The following is a 17,168-nucleotide window of genomic DNA, read 5'->3' as shown; positions in this document are numbered from 1 at the left end:
GCTGTCGGCCGCCGACAAATACCCCTCGTCACTCTCCGGCGGCATGATCAAGCGCGCGGCCCTGGCCCGTGCCCTGGCGCTGGACCCGGACATCCTGTTTCTCGATGAACCCACCGCCGGCCTCGACCCGATCGGCGCCGCCGCCTTCGATCAACTGATCCTGACCCTGCGCGATGCGCTGGGCCTGAGCGTGTTCCTGGTCACCCACGACCTCGACACGCTGTACACCATCACCGACCGCGTAGCGGTGCTGGCGCAGAAAAAGGTACTGGTGGCGGATGCCATCGATGTCGTCTCGGAAACCGACGACGCCTGGATTCACGAATACTTCCATGGCCCACGGGGCCGCGCGGCATTGGATGCCGCTCAACTGCTCAACGAGGTATGACATGGAAACCCGAGCCCATCATGTGATGATCGGTCTGTTCAGCGTGATCGTCGTGGTCGGCGCCATGCTGTTTGGCCTGTGGCTGGCCAAGTCCAGCGTCGACAGCGCATTCCAGGATTACGAAGTGGTGTTCAACGAGGCGGTCAGTGGGCTGTCCCAAGGCAGTGCCGTGCAGTACAGCGGGATCAAGGTGGGCGACGTCACCAGCCTGCGCCTCGACCCGAAAGACCCGCGCCGGGTGCTGGCGCGCATCCGCCTGGCCGGGCAGACGCCGATCAAGGAAGACACCCAGGCCAAGCTGGCCCTGACCGGCATCACCGGCACCTCGATCATCCAGCTCAGCGGCGGTACACCCCAAAGCCCTGAGCTCAAGGGCAAGGACGGCAACCTGCCGGAGATCATTGCGTCGCCATCGCCGATCGCGCGACTGCTGAACAACAGCAATGACCTGATGACCAGCATCAACTTGCTGCTGCACAACGCCAATCACATGTTCTCCCGGGAGAACGTCGACCGCCTCAGCAATACCCTGGACAATCTGCAACAGACCACCGGCGCGATTGCCGATCAGCGCGGCGACATCAAGGTGGTGATGCAGCAATTGATGCAGGTGAGCAAACAGGCCAGCGCCACCCTGGAACAAACCACCGCGTTGATGCGCAACGCCAACGGTTTGCTCAACGACCAGGGCAAGCAGGTTTTCGGCAGTGCTGAAAAGGCCATGCAGTCCCTTCAACAGAGCACGGCCACGATCGACACCTTGCTGACCAACAACAAGGATTCCCTGAACAGCGGCATGCAGGGTCTCAACGAACTGGCGCCAGCGGTGCGCGAGCTGCGGGAAACCCTGGGTTCGTTGCGCGCCATTTCCCGCCGCCTGGAAGCCAACCCCAGCGGTTACCTGCTGGGCAGCGACAAGAACAAGGAGTTCACGCCATGAAGCGTGCGTACCAAATGATCGCCCCCGTTGCGCTGGTATTGGTCAGTGCGTGTTCCATCCTGCCGAAGGCGGATCCCTCGGACGTGTACCGGTTGCCATCGGCGCAGGCCGCCACGCAGGCCAGCCCGGTGGCCTGGTCGCTGCGGGTGGCGAAGCCGCAGACCAGCGAATTCCTCGACAGCCCGCGGATTGCCGTGGTGCCTAACGGTGACTTGATCAGCAGCTATGCAAATTCCCGCTGGAGCGATCCAGCCCCCGTGCTGTTGCGTAACCGGTTGCTGGACGGGTTCCAGCGGGATGGGCGGGTGACGTTGCTCAGTACCGATGAGACCAATCTGCAGGCGGACTTTGAGTTGGGCGGGCAGTTGCAGGCGTTTCAGAGTGAGTATCGCGGCAGCGCAGTTGAAGTGGTGATACGGCTGGACGCGCGGTTGGTGCGCGGCAGTGATCAACGGATTATTGCCAGCAAGCGGTTCGAGGTGAGGCAGCCGGTGGGGGATACCAAGGTGCCGGCGGTGGTGGCCGGGTTTGGTCAGGCTGGGGATGCGCTGAACAGGCAGGTGGTGGATTGGGCCGTCGGCCTGGGAAACCGCGCTTTTGTGGCGAGGGAGCTTGCTCCCGTTGGGCTGCGCAGCAGCCCCAAAACCAGTCAATGAGCTTTGACTGACACACCTGCGATAACTGACTGGGGCCGCTTCGCGGCCCAACGGGAGCAAGCTCCCTCGCCACAGGGATTCAGGTCTTAGCCGAAGAACCAGTAGCACACCGCAATCGCCGCCACCACACCAGCAAACTCCGCCAACAACGCACACCCCACCGCATGCCGTGCCCGCTGGATTCCCACCGAGCCAAAGTACACCGCCAACACATAGAACGTGGTCTCGGTGCTGCCCTGAATCGTCGCCGCCACCAGCGCCGGGAAGCTGTCCACGCCCTGGGTCTGCATGGTCTCAATCAACATCGCCCGCGCCGCACTGCCGGAGAACGGCTTGACCATCGCGGTCGGCAGCGCATCGACAAAGCGCGTGTCCATGCCGGTCCAGGCCACCACGTGGCGAATGCCTTCCAGGCCGAAATCCAGCGCGCCGGACGCCCGCAACACGCCCACTGCACACAGCATCGCCACCAGGTACGGCAGCAGGTTCTTGGCAACGTCGAAGCCCTCTTTGGCACCTTCGACAAACGCCTCGTAGACTTTCACCTTGCGCAGCGCGCCGATCACCAGGAACAACATGATCAGCCCGAACAGCGTGAGGTTGCCGAGGATCGACGACAGGCCCGCCAGCGCAGTGGCTGAGAGCGTCGCCAGCAAGGCCATGAAGCCACCCAGTACCAGCGCACCCGGAATCAGATACGCCAGCACCACCGGGTCCCACAGCCGCAGGCGTTGCATCACCGCCACCGACAACAGGCCCACCAGGGTCGAGGCGCTGGTGGCCAGCAGGATCGGCAGGAACACCAGCGTCGGGTCCGCCGCACCTTGCTGGGCGCGGTACATGAAGATGGTGACCGGCAGCAGGGTCAGGGAAGACGCGTTGAGTACCAGAAACAGGATCTGCGCGTTGCTGGCGGTATTGGGGATAGGGTTGAGCTCTTGCAGCGCCTTCATGGCCTTGAGGCCGATGGGCGTAGCGGCGTTATCGAGGCCCAGGCCGTTGGCGGCGAAGTTGAGCGTGATCAAGCCGATGGCCGGATGACCGGCAGGCACTTCCGGCATCAGGCGCCGGAACAGCGGCCCCAGGGCCTTGGCCAGCCAGTCGACGATCCCGGCTTTCTCGGCGATACGCAGGAAGCCCAGCCACAAGGTCAGGGTGCCGAACAGCAACACCATCACCTCGACCGACAGCTTGGCCATGGCGAAAATGCTTTCCACCATGGCCGCAAAGATCCCGGCATTCCCGCCGATCAGCCATTGCGCCAGCGCAGACACCATCGCCACGATAAAGAAGCCAAGCCACAGGCCATTGAGCATCAGTTGAATCCCCCGAAAGATGGGGCGAATGATAGCGGGGCTGGCAGAAACGACAAACCCCGGATTTTCCGGGGTTTGTGTAGGAGCCAGTCCTGGCGGTCAGCCGCGAGTGGTCTCGCCGGCCGGCAGTGCTTGCTTGGTGCGCCAGTGCGGCAGGGAGTTCCAGTAGCGCTCGCCCTTGGCATCGTCGTACATGCCTTCCCAACGGGAGATGACCAGTACGGCCAGGGCGTTACCGATCACGTTCAGTGCGGTACGGGCCATGTCCATGATGCGGTCGACACCGGCGATGAACGCCAGGCCTTCCAGCGGAATGCCCACGCTGCCCAGGGTCGCCAGCAGCACCACGAAGGACACGCCCGGCACGCCGGCGATGCCTTTGGAGGTGACCATCAGGGTCAGCACCAGCATCAGTTGCTGGCCAATCGACAGGTCGATGCCATACAGCTGGGCGATAAAGATCGCCGCGATGCTCTGGTACAGGGTCGAACCGTCGAGGTTGAACGAGTAGCCGGTCGGTACCACGAAGCTGCAGATCGCCTTCGGCGCGCCGTAGGCTTCCATCTTCTCGATCACACGCGGCAGCACGGTTTCAGAGCTGGCAGTGGAGTAGGCCAGCACCAGCTCATCCTTGAAGATGCGCATCAACTTGATCACCGAGAAGCCGAACAGGCGGGCGATCAGGCCGAGGACCACAAAGGCGAAGAACAGGATGGCGACGTAAACCAGAATCACCAGCTTGGCCAGCGGCAGCAGCGAGGCGAAACCGAAGTTGGCGACGGTCACCGCGATCAGGGCAAATACACCGATCGGGGCGTATTTCATGATCATGTGGGTGACTTTGAACATGCTCTCGGACACGCCCTGGAACATGGTCACCAGGGGCTCGCGCAATTCAGGCTTGAGGCTCGACAAGCCGAGGCCGAACAACACCGAGAAGAAGATGATCGGCAGCATGTCGCCACGGGCCACGGCGGCGAAGATGTTCGACGGGATCAGGTTGAGGATCGTCTCGATGAACGCGTGCTCGTGCTGGACCTCGGCGGCGGTGGCCGTGTATTTGGAAATGTCGACGGTACCCAGGGTACTCATGTCGATGCCGGTACCCGGATGGAACAGGTTGGCCAGCAACAGGCCGACCACAATGGCAATGGTGGTGACCACTTCGAAGTAAAGGATGGTTTTAACGCCGATCCGGCCGAGCTTTTTCGCATCGCCAACACCGGCGATTCCGACAATCAGCGACGAAATCACGATCGGGATAACGATCATCTTGATCAGGCGGATAAAGATATCGCCAGCGGGCTGCAACACGTTGCTGATCCACCAGGCCTTTTCAGCACTGAAATGGTTAAGCACCGCACCGATTGCAATCCCCAGCACCAGACCGATGAGGATCTGCCAGGCGAGGCTTAGCTTTGCCTTCTTCATGTCATTACCCTTACTTCAAGTGGACTCAGGCAGATGCGCCAGCAGCTGGAACGCTCGAGAGCGAAAAAGTGTGTGCATCTGCCCCCGTAGAAGGTCACCGCAGTTGGCCGATATGGCTCACTGGCAGGCGAAAAAAGGCGCAACTATTCCGATGCAAGGAGGCGACGTCTAATGCCGTAAACGCCTACCCTATGCCGAATCGGCATGAGTTTTTTTGAGTTTTTCTGTCTGAACGGTCAGTTCGAATACGACATTTCGGCAGGCATAAATGCCGCGAACCGGCCATTTCAGGCTCGCGCAGGGTTTTTTGACAATCTACGGTCGCGGTTGAAAACCCCTGAAAATTCCTACGCATACCATCGAAAAACTCGTCTGGCAGGAGACAAACTTTCTCGATAGATGGTCACGCGGAAACACCAAGAAATGGTTGGGCGGACGCAAAAAGGAGAATTGCCGCTATGGGCGGCATGACAGAAGCGGGCATAGGAGCCGCAAGCCCGTCGCAAGTTCCACAAACCATCGGCTTGGGAACTTGCGTCGCAGCTTTTCACCTGACCCGGCCCTTGCGCAGGCACTCCCTGTCCCCGTAGGTCACGCCGATCCAAACGATCAGAGCAACCCGGCCCCTTGGTCATGCACCACCCTTGTCGGGCGATGCAAACAGAAAGAAGCACGGCGCTTCTTTCTATGGACGTTAAGCCGGTAGACGACAGCGTCGTCAGACCGAACCTAGTACCAATTCGGATCTTTCTTGAGCTGTTCCATCAGCAGCTTTTGCATGCCTTCGTCCGGCTTGCCAAGAAAACGGTAGTCGGCGTGCCGCGTTGGCGATTTGTCCGCGGGCAAGCCCGCCGGGACTTCTACCAACATCGCGTAAGCATCTTCCTTGTCGAAGCTGAAAGCGACGATCAGGCGCTTGTTCAGGCATGTGTCTGCGGTTTCACAGAGCGGCCCGACCAAGTACTTGTCACCGTCCTCTTCAACGGCATTCATTTGTTCAGCACTGCCCGAAAGGTTCAACACCCATTCAGGCAGGCGCTCTTCCTTCTTGACCACGCTCTGCCAGGTCTCGCGATACTGCGGGTTCGCGCTCAACAGTTCGTTGGCTCGGGACTGGCCATCATTGGCAGCCAGCACCAAGCCGCTGCCGCCCAACAACAGGGCGGCAGCCAGGGCTTTAAGGGACGAGTTGAACATGCTTAGCCTCGGCCACGACGGCCAAAGAAGAAGGAAGCGATGAACATCACCAGGAAGACCACAAACAGAATCTTGGCGATACCCGTGGCGGTGCCCGCGATACCACCGAAGCCCAGGACTGCAGCCACAATGGCGATGATCAGAAATGTGATTGCCCAACTCAACATGGTGATTCTCCTTACGCTTCTTTTAGGGGTAACAGCGGTAGTGCCTGCGGTCGCTCGATTCGAGGACCGTGTATTGCCTAGAACACCCAGCGTTCCTGCGATGGCAGGTCGCCGAGGGTGGAGTCCTGTTCAACCGCCGCCAATTGCGGGGTTGTCACATCGGCGGCAGTGCTGCCGACGGAGCGGAAATGGGTCTGGGTCATCATCGGACGTTCAAACTGCACGACTTGCTGCTGACTCTGCTGCCAATGCGCCAATTGCTGACCGCCAATCAAGGTCACCATCAGGGCCAGGCTGGCAAACAGCCCCTGTTGCAGGCGCAGTGGCGATACACGCAGTTGGGTCAGGCTTTGGCGAGTCATGCTGTATCTCTCCCGCATTCTGATTATTCGTAGATGAAACTCGTATGAGCTGTATTGCAGCCTGCGTGCCAGTTTTTTAACAAAATAAAAATCAATAAAATCAACAAGTTAAAAACAAAAGCGCTTTGACACCACGAGCATCCTGCACGATGCCCCTATCCTTGCCGTGCGAAATGCACGATGGTCACTGGTCGGATCAAGGGATAGGAAGGCAACGTTCGACTGCCGAAGTGGCAAGAGGGAGACAAAAACGCCTCTTGTGAGCGTCTTTGTAAGAAGAAGCGCAGATAGCTGCGCGGTGACGGCTTTAATCAATCAGAATAAACCATGCAACTTGCCCGATTATTCCGGGACTAAACAACATCATTCATTCTTAAGGGAGCGCGGGACAGATGGAATCAGCCAAGGAACTTCAAGGCCGCATTCTTTTAGTGGATGACGAATCCGCGATCCTTCGCACCTTCCGTTACTGCCTGGAAGATGAAGGCTACACCGTAGCCACCGCCAACAGCGCCGCCCAGGCCGATGCCTTGTTGCAACGCCAGGTGTTTGACCTGTGCTTCCTGGACCTGCGCCTGGGCGAAGACAACGGCCTGGATGTACTGGCGCAAATGCGTATCCAGGCACCGTGGATGCGCGTGGTGATCGTCACGGCCCACTCGGCCGTCGACACCGCCGTGGATGCGATCCAGGCCGGCGCGGCCGACTACCTGGTAAAGCCTTGCAGCCCCGATCAATTGCGCCTGGCCACGGCCAAACAGCTGGAAGTGCGCCAGCTGTCGGCACGCCTGGAAGCCCTGGAAGGCGCAGTGCGCCAACCCAAGGACGGCCTCGACTCCCATAGCCCGGCGATGATGGTGGTGCTGGAAACCGCACGCCAGGTGGCGGGCACTGATGCCAACATCCTGATTCTCGGCGAATCCGGCACCGGTAAAGGTGAACTGGCCCGGGCGATCCACGGTTGGAGCAAACGCGCGAAAAAATCCTGCGTCACCATCAACTGCCCATCGCTGACGGCGGAACTGATGGAAAGCGAGTTGTTCGGTCATAGCCGTGGTGCGTTTACCGGCGCCAGCGAAAGCACCCTCGGCCGCGTCAACCAGGCCGATGGCGGCACCTTGTTTCTCGACGAGATCGGCGACTTTCCGCTTACTTTACAACCCAAGTTGCTGCGCTTTATCCAGGACAAGGAATACGAGCGCGTCGGCGACCCGGTGACGCGCCGTGCCGATGTGCGAATCCTCGCCGCTACCAACCTGAACCTGGAAGACATGGTTCGCGACGGCCGTTTCCGCGAAGACCTGCTGTATCGCCTGAATGTCATCACCTTGCACCTGCCGCCCCTGCGCGAACGCAGCGAAGACATCCTGACCCTGGCCGACCGCTTCCTGGCGCGTTTCGTGAAGGAATATGCGCGGCCGGCGCGCGGCTTCAGCGATGAAGCCCGTGAGGCACTGCTCAACTACCGCTGGCCGGGGAACATCCGCGAGCTGCGCAACGTGGTTGAGCGGGCCAGCATCATTTGCCCGCAGGAAAAAGTTGAGATCAGCCACCTCGGCATGGCCGAGCAGCCGACCAACAATGCCCCGCGTATCGGTGCGGCGTTGAGCCTGGATGAACTGGAAAAGGCGCATATCGGCGCCGTGCTGGCCACCAGCGACACCCTGGACCAGGCGGCCCGAACCCTTGGCATTGATGCGTCGACGCTGTATCGCAAACGCAAACAATACAACCTGTGAGCTGTAGCCTATGAAGCTTGCGATGACCCTGCGCACTCGGTTGTTCCTGAGTATTTCCGCGCTGATCACCGTCGCCCTGTTGGGGTTGCTGCTGGGGCTGGTGAGCGTCATGCAAATGGCCAAGACCCAGGAATCGTTGATTCGCAGCAACTTCATCACATTGGACCTGGGGCTCAAGCTTCGGCAGACCCTCGGCGACCAGTTGATGATCATGCTCAATGAACAGCCGAATACCGCTGCGCTGGAAGACTCCAAGCAACGCTATTTCGCCCTGTTGCAGCAAGGTATCGACCACGAACAAAAGGACGCGGTAACCAGCGGTTTTACCCAGGCCAAGACCAATTACCTGAGCTTTCTCGAGGCGTTCGATGAAAAGGAGAATGCTCCGCCGCAACTGCGCAACAACGACGAGCTGACCAAACGCTTCAACATCCTGCGCAACGGCCTGATCGCCGAGCACAAGAAAGCCCTGGATAACATCAACGATACCGAACACAAGTCCCGTGAACGTGCGCTGCTGATTGCCGGCCTGCTGGGCCTGGTCGGCCTGGCGGTGCTGATCATCGGTTTCGTTACCGCCCACGGTATCGCCCGCCGCTTTGGCGGGCCGATCGAAGCGCTGGCCAAGGCCGCCGACAAGATCGGCCAGGGCAACTTCGAAGTCACGCTGCCCATTTCATCCGCAGCGGAAATGAACCTGCTGACCCGACGCTTCGGCATCATGGCCGAGGCGTTGCGCCAGCATCAGGCAACCAATGTCGATGAGCTGCTGGCCGGGCAACAACGCCTGCAGGCGGTGCTCGACAGCATCGACGACGGCCTGCTGATGATCGACCGCCAGGGTCGCCTGGAACACCTTAACCCGGTGGCACAACGTCAACTCGGCTGGGACGAGAATCGCCTGGGCCAAGGCCTTGGCGACGCCCTGGGCCGCCCGGAACTGGATGAACAGCTGCAGCTGGTACTGCGCGGCGGCAATCTGGAGCGCGCACCTGAAGACCTGGAAGTAGAGGTTGAGGGTGAGCTGCGCCTGCTGACGTACAGCCTGACGCCGGTCAGCCATACCCAGGGGCACATTCTGGGCGCGGTGATGGTGCTGCATGACGTTACCGAACAGCGTGCCTTTGAACGAGTACGCAGTGAGTTTGTGTTGCGCGCGTCCCATGAATTACGCACGCCGGTGACGGGCATGCACATGGCCTTCGGCTTGTTCCGGGAACGGGCGAAGTTTCCTGCGGAGTCGCGCGAAGCGGACCTGCTGGATACGGTCAACGAGGAAATGCAGCGCCTGATGCAGTTGATCAACGACTTGCTCAACTTCTCGCGCTACCAGAATGGCTTGCAGAAACTCACCCTGGGCCCGTGTGACATCAGCGACCTGCTCGAACATGCCCGCGCCCGCTTCGCGGAGCAGGCGAATGCGCAGAACATCGAGCTGCTGGTTGAGGAACAATCCCCGCTACCGAGGTTGCATGCCGATCGAGCGCAGCTGGAAAGGGTGCTCGACAATTTGCTGGGCAATGCCCTGCGGCACACAGCCGACGGTGGGCAGATCCGCTTGCAGGCGCGTCGCCATGGCGAACGGGTGATTGTCAGCGTTGAAGACAACGGTGAAGGCATTGCCTACGGCCAGCAGGGACGAATCTTCGAGCCGTTTGTGCAGGTAGGCCGCAAGAAAGGCGGCGCCGGGCTGGGCCTGGCGCTGTGCAAGGAGATCGTGCAATTGCACGGTGGCCGCATGGGGGTGTATTCGCGGCCGGGGCAGGGGACGCAGTTCTACATGGCGTTGCCCCTGTAGGAACAACGCGCCAACCGTTATTGGTGATTCAACGCCCGCAGGATCGCAGCACTTTCGGCATCCGGCGTCCCATCAAACAGCGACGCCCGGAAATGCATCTGGAACGCGGCCACCACATGCCGCGTCGCTACATCCAGCTCGCCCGTCTGTGGCGTCGGATAGCCCAGCTTCGCCAACTCTTCCTGGAACCAGGTAATGCTCGGCAGATCGGCTGCGTACTGCACCTGGTAACGGGCCACCGCCTTGGCGTCCGGCCACATGCCCAGCCCCTCATCCGCCAGGCGCTTCCAGGGGAACAACGGCCCCGGGTCCAGCTTGCGCAGCGGGGCAATGTCGCTATGGCCGATGATGTTTCGCGGGTCGATGCCGTTGCGTTTGCTGATGTCCTTGAGCAGTACTACCAGTGACTGCACCTGCGCTTCGGAATAGGGATACCAGACGCGGCCCGTCGGCAAATCCCGATAACCCGGGTTCACGATCTCGATCCCGATGGAGCTGGAGTTGAGCCAGGTGCGGCCCATCCATTCACTTTCTCCGGCATGCCAGGCGCGCTGGCTTTCATCCACGAGCTTATAGATGGTGGCCGAGGCGTCATCACCGATCAGGTAATGACTGCTGACCTGGCCATGGGTCAACAGCGCCAGGGAGCGCTCAAGGGACGCCGAGGTGTAGTGCACGACGACAAACTGCACACGATTGTCGTGGTTCACCGACGGATGACTGGTGTCCAGGCGAGGGCCGCTCGCGCAACCGGCGAGCAGGAGAAACAGAAAGGCAGAACACAGAAGTTTCATGGCAGCAAATAGTACGCTTAAGACGATAATGCAACAGTGTAACGTACCGTTTGCTGCCAGGCGGCCAAATGCGATGTTTTAAACAAAATGGAACATTTCCGGTCAGGCCGCCTGCACCTGGTTACGCCCCGCCGCCTTGGCACGATATAACGCCTCGTCAGCGCGCTTGAGCGCCAGGTCACTGCGTTCTCCCGGCTGAAACTGCGCCATGCCCATGGACACCGTAATCGTCACCGGCTCGCCCTTGAAGTGAAACGGGCAGGCTTGGATGGCTGCACGCAGGGTTTCGCCCACCGCCAACGCATCGGACAGCGACGAGTTGGGCATCAGCAGCACAAACTCTTCACCGCCAAAACGCGCGATGAAGTCGTTCGGCCGCAGGCGTTTGCGAAGCACCGTGGCGATGATCTTCAGCACCTTGTCGCCCGCCAGATGACCATAGCCGTCGTTGATGCGCTTGAAGTGATCGATGTCGAACATGATCACCGACAACGCCCCCGAGGCACGCTTGACCCGGATCATCTCGGCCTTCAGCCGGTCCTGGAAGTAGCGTCGGTTATGAATGCCGGTCAGGGAATCGGTAATCGACAGCGCCCGCAGCTCTTCCTCGACCCGCTTGAGATCGGAAATATCCGACACATAGCCATGCCATAACGTACCGCCACCGGCCAGCTCTTCCGGCGTCGCCTCACCGCGAACCCAGCGCAGCCCCCGATGGGGCAACTGCACCCGGTATTCTTCACGCCAATGGCTCAGTTGCAGGGTGGACAGGCGAATGGACTCCCGTACCCGCTCGACATCCAGCGGATGAATCCGCTCGAAGACCTTTCGCGCATCCTGCTGCAACACCCCAGGCTCGATTTCGTAGATGTCGCGGATGCCATCGCTGGCATAAATGAAACGCGAGACATTGTTCGGTTCCAGGATGAACTGGAAAATACCGCCGGGCACATGGGCGCTGAGTTTCTTCAGCAGGCGGTCCCGCGCGGCCAGTGCCTCATAGGCGCGCTTCTGCTCGGTGACATCCAGGCAGATCGCCAGGTGCCCGACCCACAGGCCATGCTCGTCCAGCAGAACAGTGGCGAGCATGTTCACCGTCAGTTGGCTGCCGTCCTTGCGTACCAGCGTCCACTCGCGGGCCTCATGCACTGCATCGGCGCTGTCCACCAGCATCGCCTGGGCTGGCGCGATGCGCTTGCCGAGGATTGCGCTCAATTGCGCGGCACGGGCTTCCAGCTCGGGGGCCAGGTGCAGGCTTTCGAGGGTCAGGTGGCCCAGTACCTCTTGTGCTTCAAAGCCCAGCATCTGCTCGGCGCCGGCGTTGAAGGTGGTGATCACACCGCGCAAGTCCGTCGCGATGATCGCCACCTGGGTGGCCGCATTGAGCACGCTGCGCAGTTGGCCGTGGGTGCCTCGCAGTTCCTGTTCCCGCTGACGCAATTGGGCGGTGCGCTGCTCCACCAGCTTCAATGCGCGCTGGCGCTGGCTGACCACCACGTAGAGCAACGCACTGAGCAGCACACTCAGCAGGCTGCCCATGACCAGGATACTGACCAGCGACGAGTGATTGCCCTGCTGGAACACCTGGCTGGGGCGCAGGCTCAAGGCGTAGACGTGGTCGCCGAGCGTCAGCCGGCGTGCTGCCACCAGGTCACTGTCTGCCACGGGGTTGCTGGATTCGTACAACACCCGTTGCTCTGCATCGGAGGTGTCGACAATCTGCATCACCAGGTTGTCCCGTGCGGCCTTGGGCAAGCCATCGGCCACCAGCTGGCGCATGCTGATCACCGCCATGACGTAGCCGTAAGGTTCACTGTTGGGCACTTGTGTCGTCGGTGCCCGGCTGACCGGTGCCACCAGCAATACACCCATGGCATAGGCCGGCTCCACACCCACCAGTTGCATGGGCTGGGACACCGCCATCTTCCCTGACTGTTGCGCACGCTCCACCGTCGAGCGCCGCAGTGGCTGGGCCAACAGGTCAAAACCCAGCGGCGAGCCGAGAATGCTCTGGGTCTGGCTGTACAGCACCGGCACATACTCATCGCGATCAGTCGCCGGGGTCAGTTCGCCCGCCGCATTCAATTCACGAATGGAGAAATTCGCACCGCGCTCCGCCGTGATTGCCTGCTCGAACGCACCGCGCTGGTCACGCAAAACCCGGGGTGCCCAGGCATAGGCGCGGGTACGCAACAGCAAGGGCTGCGCGAACCCTTCGAACTCTTTGCGCGAGACTGTATTTGAATTGACGAAGAACCGCCGCAGGCTGCCCAGGCGTTGTTCCTGGTCCTCGAAACGCTCCTGGAGACGGCTGTAGCGCTCGTTGACCAGCAGTTGAAAGCGCTGGCGCATCTGCTGCTGGTAAAGCTCGGACGCGGCCCAGGCGACGACAATCGTCAGCGCGATACCGGCCAGCAACACCACCACCGCCACCAGCCACGCCGACACCTGCTCACTGATAAAGCCTAGGATTTTCGGGCGGACGGCATGCAGCGGCATAGACAAGACTCGGAACGCCAGCGTGCGGGTGCGTCACTTTGGCCAGGCCCTAAGTTATAGCCACAGGACTTGCGTTTGACCAGCGCAAAAAAAAAGCCGCAAGGCCGGAATGATCCGGGCCTGCGGCTTCAGAACGCAGTGATCAGCGCGCGGTGATTTTCCACGCCCGATGGATCTTGGCGTTACGCGCAAAATCCGGGTCGATGGTCTTGTCGCTGATCTCTTCGACGGCATACCGCTCGACGAGGTTGTCTTCCAGCTGGAACTTGCGGAAGTTGTTCGAGAAGTACAACACGCCGCCCGGTGCCAGGCGCGCCATGGCCAGGTCCAGCAACTGCACGTGGTCGCGTTGCACGTCGAAGATGCCTTCCATGCGCTTGGAGTTGGAGAAGGTCGGCGGGTCGATGAAGATCATGTCGAACTCATCGCGGCTGGCTTCCAGCCAGGCCATCACGTCGCCCTGCTCCAGGCGGTTCTTGTCGGAGAAACCGTTGAGGGAGAAGTTGCGGCGCGCCCAGTCCAGGTAGGTCTTCGACAGGTCGACGCTGGTGGTGCTGCGCGCGCCACCCTTGGCGGCGTGCACACTGGCGGTGGCGGTGTAGCAATACAGGTTGAGGAAGCGTTTGCCGGCCGCCTCTTTCTGGATGCGCATGCGCATTGGACGGTGGTCGAGGAACAGGCCGGTGTCCAGGTAATCGGTCAGGTTGACCAGCAACTTGACGCCGCCTTCGCTGACCTCGGTGAACTTGCCCTGGGCGCTCTGGCGCTCGTACTGCTTGGTGCCGCTCTGGCGTTCGCGACGCTTGACCACCACACGGTTCTTGTCGATGCCCAGCGCCTGGGGAATGGCCGCCAGGGCATCGAACATGCGTGCCGAAGCTTTTTCCGGGTCAATCGACTTCGGCGCCACGTATTCCTGGACGTGGACCCAGTCGTGGTACAGGTCGATGGCCATGGAGTATTCCGGCATGTCGGCATCGTACACACGGTAGCAATCGACGCCTTCGCGCTTGGCCCACTTGCCCAGCAGTTTCAGGTTCTTTTGCAGGCGGTTGGCAAACATCTGCCCGCCTTCGCTCAAGCGCGCCTGCTCGACCACTGGGGCCGGGGCGGGTTTGATCGGGTTCCCGTTCTTGTTGTACTGGCGCTCTTGCGGCTCGGTCGGCGCCTGGTCGTAGGCCGCTTGCTCGCGCTCGGCCTGGCGTTGTTCCGGGGTGCGACGCTCGCCGGTGACGAACTGGTCCGGGGTGACCTTGATCAGCAGCAATTTGCACGGCAAGGCGCCGTTCCAGAACGAATACTGTTTGTGGCTGCGGATGCCCATGCGCTTGCCCAGGTCCGGAGCACCGGTGAACACCGCCGCTTCCCAGCCCAGGCACGCCTGGCGCAGACGCTCGCCGAGGTTCTGATAGAGGTACAACAGGCTGGCTTCATCACCCAGACGCTCGCCATACGGCGGGTTGCAGATCACCAGGCCTTTCTGGTTCTGGTCCGGACGCGGCTCGAAGGTACCGACTTCGCCCTGGTAGATCTTGATCCAGTGGCTAAGGCCTGCGCGTTCGATGTTGTTACGGGCGGGTTGGATCAGGCGAGGATCCGCCTCGTAACCACGAATCCACAGCGGTGGCTTGGCCATGCCGATGGCGGCACGACTCCATTCGGCAGGGCGGGTATTGATGGCAGCGGGTAACCAGCGAGCGAGCATTGACAGACGATCCGTGAAAAGCGGGCGAAAAAAAAGGCTTGCCTGGTTTCCCGGAAAAGCCCTTTAAAGAAGTTCCTGCATTTGGGGGAGGAACCTGCGCAGTGTGCCAATCGATGAAGACTGCTGCCAATGCATATTAATGCAGGTCAAGTGCAGTATTTTTGCAGTAAAACGTGTCAGCCAAACGGTATCAGGCGGGTTGGCGGTGGCATGGGGTTGCTGATCTTGCCCAGCACACGGTCATCGATTTCCTCGTTGATCAGCAGGTTTTGTACATTTTCCCGCAGCGATGGATTGTTGGCCAATGGCCCCTTGAGCACCACCAGTGCATCACGCAGTTCCATCAGCCGATCCAGTTTTGGCAGCGGGATGTAACCCGCATTGACTCTGTCGCGGGACAAAGGCGCGACAGCGTCAGAGGTTGAGGGGTCGGGCAATCGACGGTCGGACACAAAACATTCCTCTAAATGAAATAAACGGCAGCGCTGAATGCTGTTTAAAAGGTCTTTATTGTTATTTCGACTGTTCGTTTAAGCGGGGCATGTCTTGATTGATGGCTTGCTGCTACGTTCGTCGAGTTTCTTTCGAAAGTAACAGGAATGCCTTACACCGCACCTTTGGAACTTCTGAAAATAGTTAAAAGGTATTAAATAATTAACTCGCTTGGCAGGCGAGTCTACAGTCGAGGGCTAGGGGCGGGAAGAGGGCGTCTTATCGGTAGCAGCGTATAGATGCGTAGGATGTTTCTCGATAGTTGCTACGCTAAAAGTTTCGAAGTTGAAGGGGCAAAGAAGTTTCTTACATACACTTGGATTTATAACTACTGAATGTACTGGTGCGGGATAAGCGGTTGGTTCCGCTTATCCCGCGCCGTGTATCAAGGTTGTGCGGGTTTGATCAAATGCAGCAGTACGTAGGGGTTCTTGTCGAACTGGCCGGTCAGTACCGGCTGCAGTGAACGAAAACGCGGGTCGCTCAACGCTTCATAGTCCGACTGGCTCATGATCAGCCATGCAGGAGCCTGGATCGGCGCCAGGTCGGCAGGCAACTGGGTAAACAACGGCACCCGGTCGCAATCGAGGTTGACCATGAACTTGATGGCTTTTGCGTCCTTGCCCAGTGCGTGCAATACCAGCGGCGCCGGTTGTTGCTGGGTCAGCGCATGGGCCTGGAGGGTAAAGGTGCGCGTGTCATACAACCGGCGCTCCAGCGGCTCGACCATCACGATATACGCCAGCCACACCGCCAATACCGCGGCGAAGGCCGGGCCCACGTAGCGAAGCCGCCGGTTGAACAGCAAGCCCAGTGCCAGCACCTGGATCGCGATCAGGATCCCGAACACCGGATTGAGGCTGCCAATCTGCTCGGGGAAGCGATGACGCGCCACGAACAAGCCTGCGATCAGCAGCCCCGGAATGATCGTCCACAACCCCAGCATCAGCCAGCGCAGCCCGGCGAACAGTCTGCCTCGCGACACCTGGAACGGGTACGCGGCGATGATTGCTGCCAGGGGCAGCATCGGCAGCACATAGCGCGCTTTTTTCGCCTGGGGCACCGACAAGCCGATCATCACGATCAAGCCGGCGGCGAGGCAGTACAGCACCAGTTTCAGCGCCGGGCCCTTGTCCTCGCGGCCACCGGCGACAATCGCAATCAGCGCGAGTATTGCCAACGGATACGCCGGCGCGTAGTTGCCCAGCGAACTGCTGAAGTAATACAGCGCGCTGCCGGAGCCTTCGGTGCCGTCCATGCGACCCAGGAACTGCATGCGGATCACGTCCTGCATGAACGTTTCACCGCCACTGAGCTTGGCCAGCAGCAGCAGCAGGCCCACGCACGCCGCCAGTAACGCCAACGCCAGCAGGCCGAAACTGAAGAGCTGGCGCCATTGCCGATTGATCAGGTAATAGCTGCACAGCATGCCGGTGGGGATCACCAGGCCGATCGGCCCACGGATCGCGAACCCCACGATCAGCAGCGCAAACAGCCAGTGCAGGCGCTTGCCGGCGCCGAAGTGGTCGTGGGCGTAACCCAGGTAGAAGACTGTCAGGGCCACTGCCGCCAGCATCTGGTCGAGGGACACCGCGCGGGTTTCGCTGATGAAGGTACTGCTGAGCAGCATCACCGCGATGCTCAGCAGTGCCCAGCGCCGGGAGTAGGGCGCGGTCAGCCGGTA

14 protein-coding genes and 1 pseudogene are annotated in these 17,168 nt (G+C 60.4%); 5 read left to right on the top strand and 10 right to left on the bottom strand.

What is annotated here, in order from left to right:
* The 3 genes from HX846_RS03475 to HX846_RS03465 all read left to right on the top strand — a co-directional run.
* The coding region (locus HX846_RS03475) for an ATP-binding cassette domain-containing protein (RefSeq protein ID WP_178964982.1) at positions 1-388 on the top strand (388 nt) is incomplete at its 5' end.
* Between the two features lies 1 nt (position 389).
* The gene (locus HX846_RS03470) at positions 390-1,328 is read left to right on the top strand and encodes an MlaD family protein (RefSeq protein WP_008439646.1); all 939 of its coding nucleotides are present in this window, start codon (positions 390-392) and stop codon (positions 1,326-1,328) included.
* A complete protein-coding gene (locus tag HX846_RS03465) occupies positions 1,325-1,984 on the top strand; it encodes an ABC-type transport auxiliary lipoprotein family protein (RefSeq protein ID WP_003214782.1) in 660 nt (219 codons plus the stop codon). The genes HX846_RS03470 and HX846_RS03465 overlap by 4 nt, the downstream gene beginning before the upstream one ends.
* 86 nt (positions 1,985-2,070) lie before the next feature.
* On the opposite strand, the gene HX846_RS03460 is transcribed toward HX846_RS03465, so the two are convergent.
* The 5 genes from HX846_RS03460 to HX846_RS03440 form a co-directional block, all read right to left on the bottom strand.
* On the bottom strand, positions 2,071-3,300 hold the full coding sequence (locus HX846_RS03460) for a nucleoside recognition domain-containing protein (protein ID WP_003214785.1): 1,230 nt from the start codon (positions 3,298-3,300) through the stop codon (positions 2,071-2,073).
* A 99-nt stretch (positions 3,301-3,399) separates the two neighbouring features.
* Entirely contained in the window at positions 3,400-4,731 is a 1,332-nt protein-coding gene (gene gltP, locus HX846_RS03455) for a glutamate/aspartate:proton symporter GltP (RefSeq protein ID WP_003214787.1), read from the bottom strand.
* A 729-nt stretch (positions 4,732-5,460) separates the two neighbouring features.
* The gene (locus tag HX846_RS03450) at positions 5,461-5,928 is read right to left on the bottom strand and encodes an inhibitor of vertebrate lysozyme family protein (protein ID WP_177022440.1); all 468 of its coding nucleotides are present in this window, start codon (positions 5,926-5,928) and stop codon (positions 5,461-5,463) included.
* 2 nt (positions 5,929-5,930) lie between these two features.
* Positions 5,931-6,095: a DUF1328 domain-containing protein gene (locus tag HX846_RS03445; RefSeq protein ID WP_003170804.1), complete on the bottom strand. Its 165-nt coding sequence runs from the start codon at positions 6,093-6,095 to the stop codon at positions 5,931-5,933.
* Between the two features lie 77 nt (positions 6,096-6,172).
* On the bottom strand, positions 6,173-6,457 hold the full coding sequence (locus HX846_RS03440; protein ID WP_087694545.1) for a hypothetical protein: 285 nt from the start codon (positions 6,455-6,457) through the stop codon (positions 6,173-6,175).
* 392 nt (positions 6,458-6,849) lie between these two features.
* On the opposite strand from HX846_RS03440, the gene algB reads away from it, so the two are divergent.
* On the top strand, positions 6,850-8,196 hold the full coding sequence (gene algB / locus HX846_RS03435; protein WP_003214793.1) for a sigma-54-dependent response regulator transcription factor AlgB: 1,347 nt from the start codon (positions 6,850-6,852) through the stop codon (positions 8,194-8,196).
* Between the two features lie 10 nt (positions 8,197-8,206).
* Positions 8,207-9,994, top strand: coding sequence for a KinB sensor domain-containing domain (locus HX846_RS03430; protein ID WP_008439641.1), 1,788 nt, complete (start codon positions 8,207-8,209; stop codon positions 9,992-9,994).
* 17 nt (positions 9,995-10,011) lie between these two features.
* Here the strand turns inward: HX846_RS03430 and HX846_RS03425 are convergent, their stop codons facing one another.
* From HX846_RS03425 to HX846_RS03405, 5 genes and pseudogenes are all read right to left on the bottom strand, one after another.
* Positions 10,012-10,788, bottom strand: a complete 777-nt coding sequence (locus tag HX846_RS03425) for an N-acetylmuramoyl-L-alanine amidase (protein WP_003214798.1) — start codon at positions 10,786-10,788, stop codon at positions 10,012-10,014.
* A gap of 102 nt (positions 10,789-10,890) precedes the next feature.
* A complete protein-coding gene (locus HX846_RS03420; protein ID WP_178964981.1) occupies positions 10,891-13,287 on the bottom strand; it encodes a diguanylate cyclase in 2,397 nt (798 codons plus the stop codon).
* A 142-nt stretch (positions 13,288-13,429) separates the two neighbouring features.
* Positions 13,430-14,938 (bottom strand): annotated as a pseudogene (gene rlmKL / locus HX846_RS03415) (bifunctional 23S rRNA (guanine(2069)-N(7))-methyltransferase RlmK/23S rRNA (guanine(2445)-N(2))-methyltransferase RlmL); the annotation flags it as partial.
* A gap of 230 nt (positions 14,939-15,168) precedes the next feature.
* Positions 15,169-15,348, bottom strand: a complete 180-nt coding sequence (locus HX846_RS03410) for a type VI secretion system contractile sheath small subunit (protein ID WP_256739762.1) — start codon at positions 15,346-15,348, stop codon at positions 15,169-15,171.
* 521 nt (positions 15,349-15,869) lie between these two features.
* On the bottom strand, positions 15,870-17,168 hold a 1,299-nt coding region (locus tag HX846_RS03405; protein ID WP_178964980.1), incomplete at its 5' end, for a phospholipid carrier-dependent glycosyltransferase.

This window comes from Pseudomonas sp. K5002, from assembly GCF_013386655.1.
Lineage (GTDB): Bacteria > Pseudomonadota > Gammaproteobacteria > Pseudomonadales > Pseudomonadaceae > Aquipseudomonas.
This window is presented reverse-complemented; position numbering and strand designations above follow the sequence as displayed.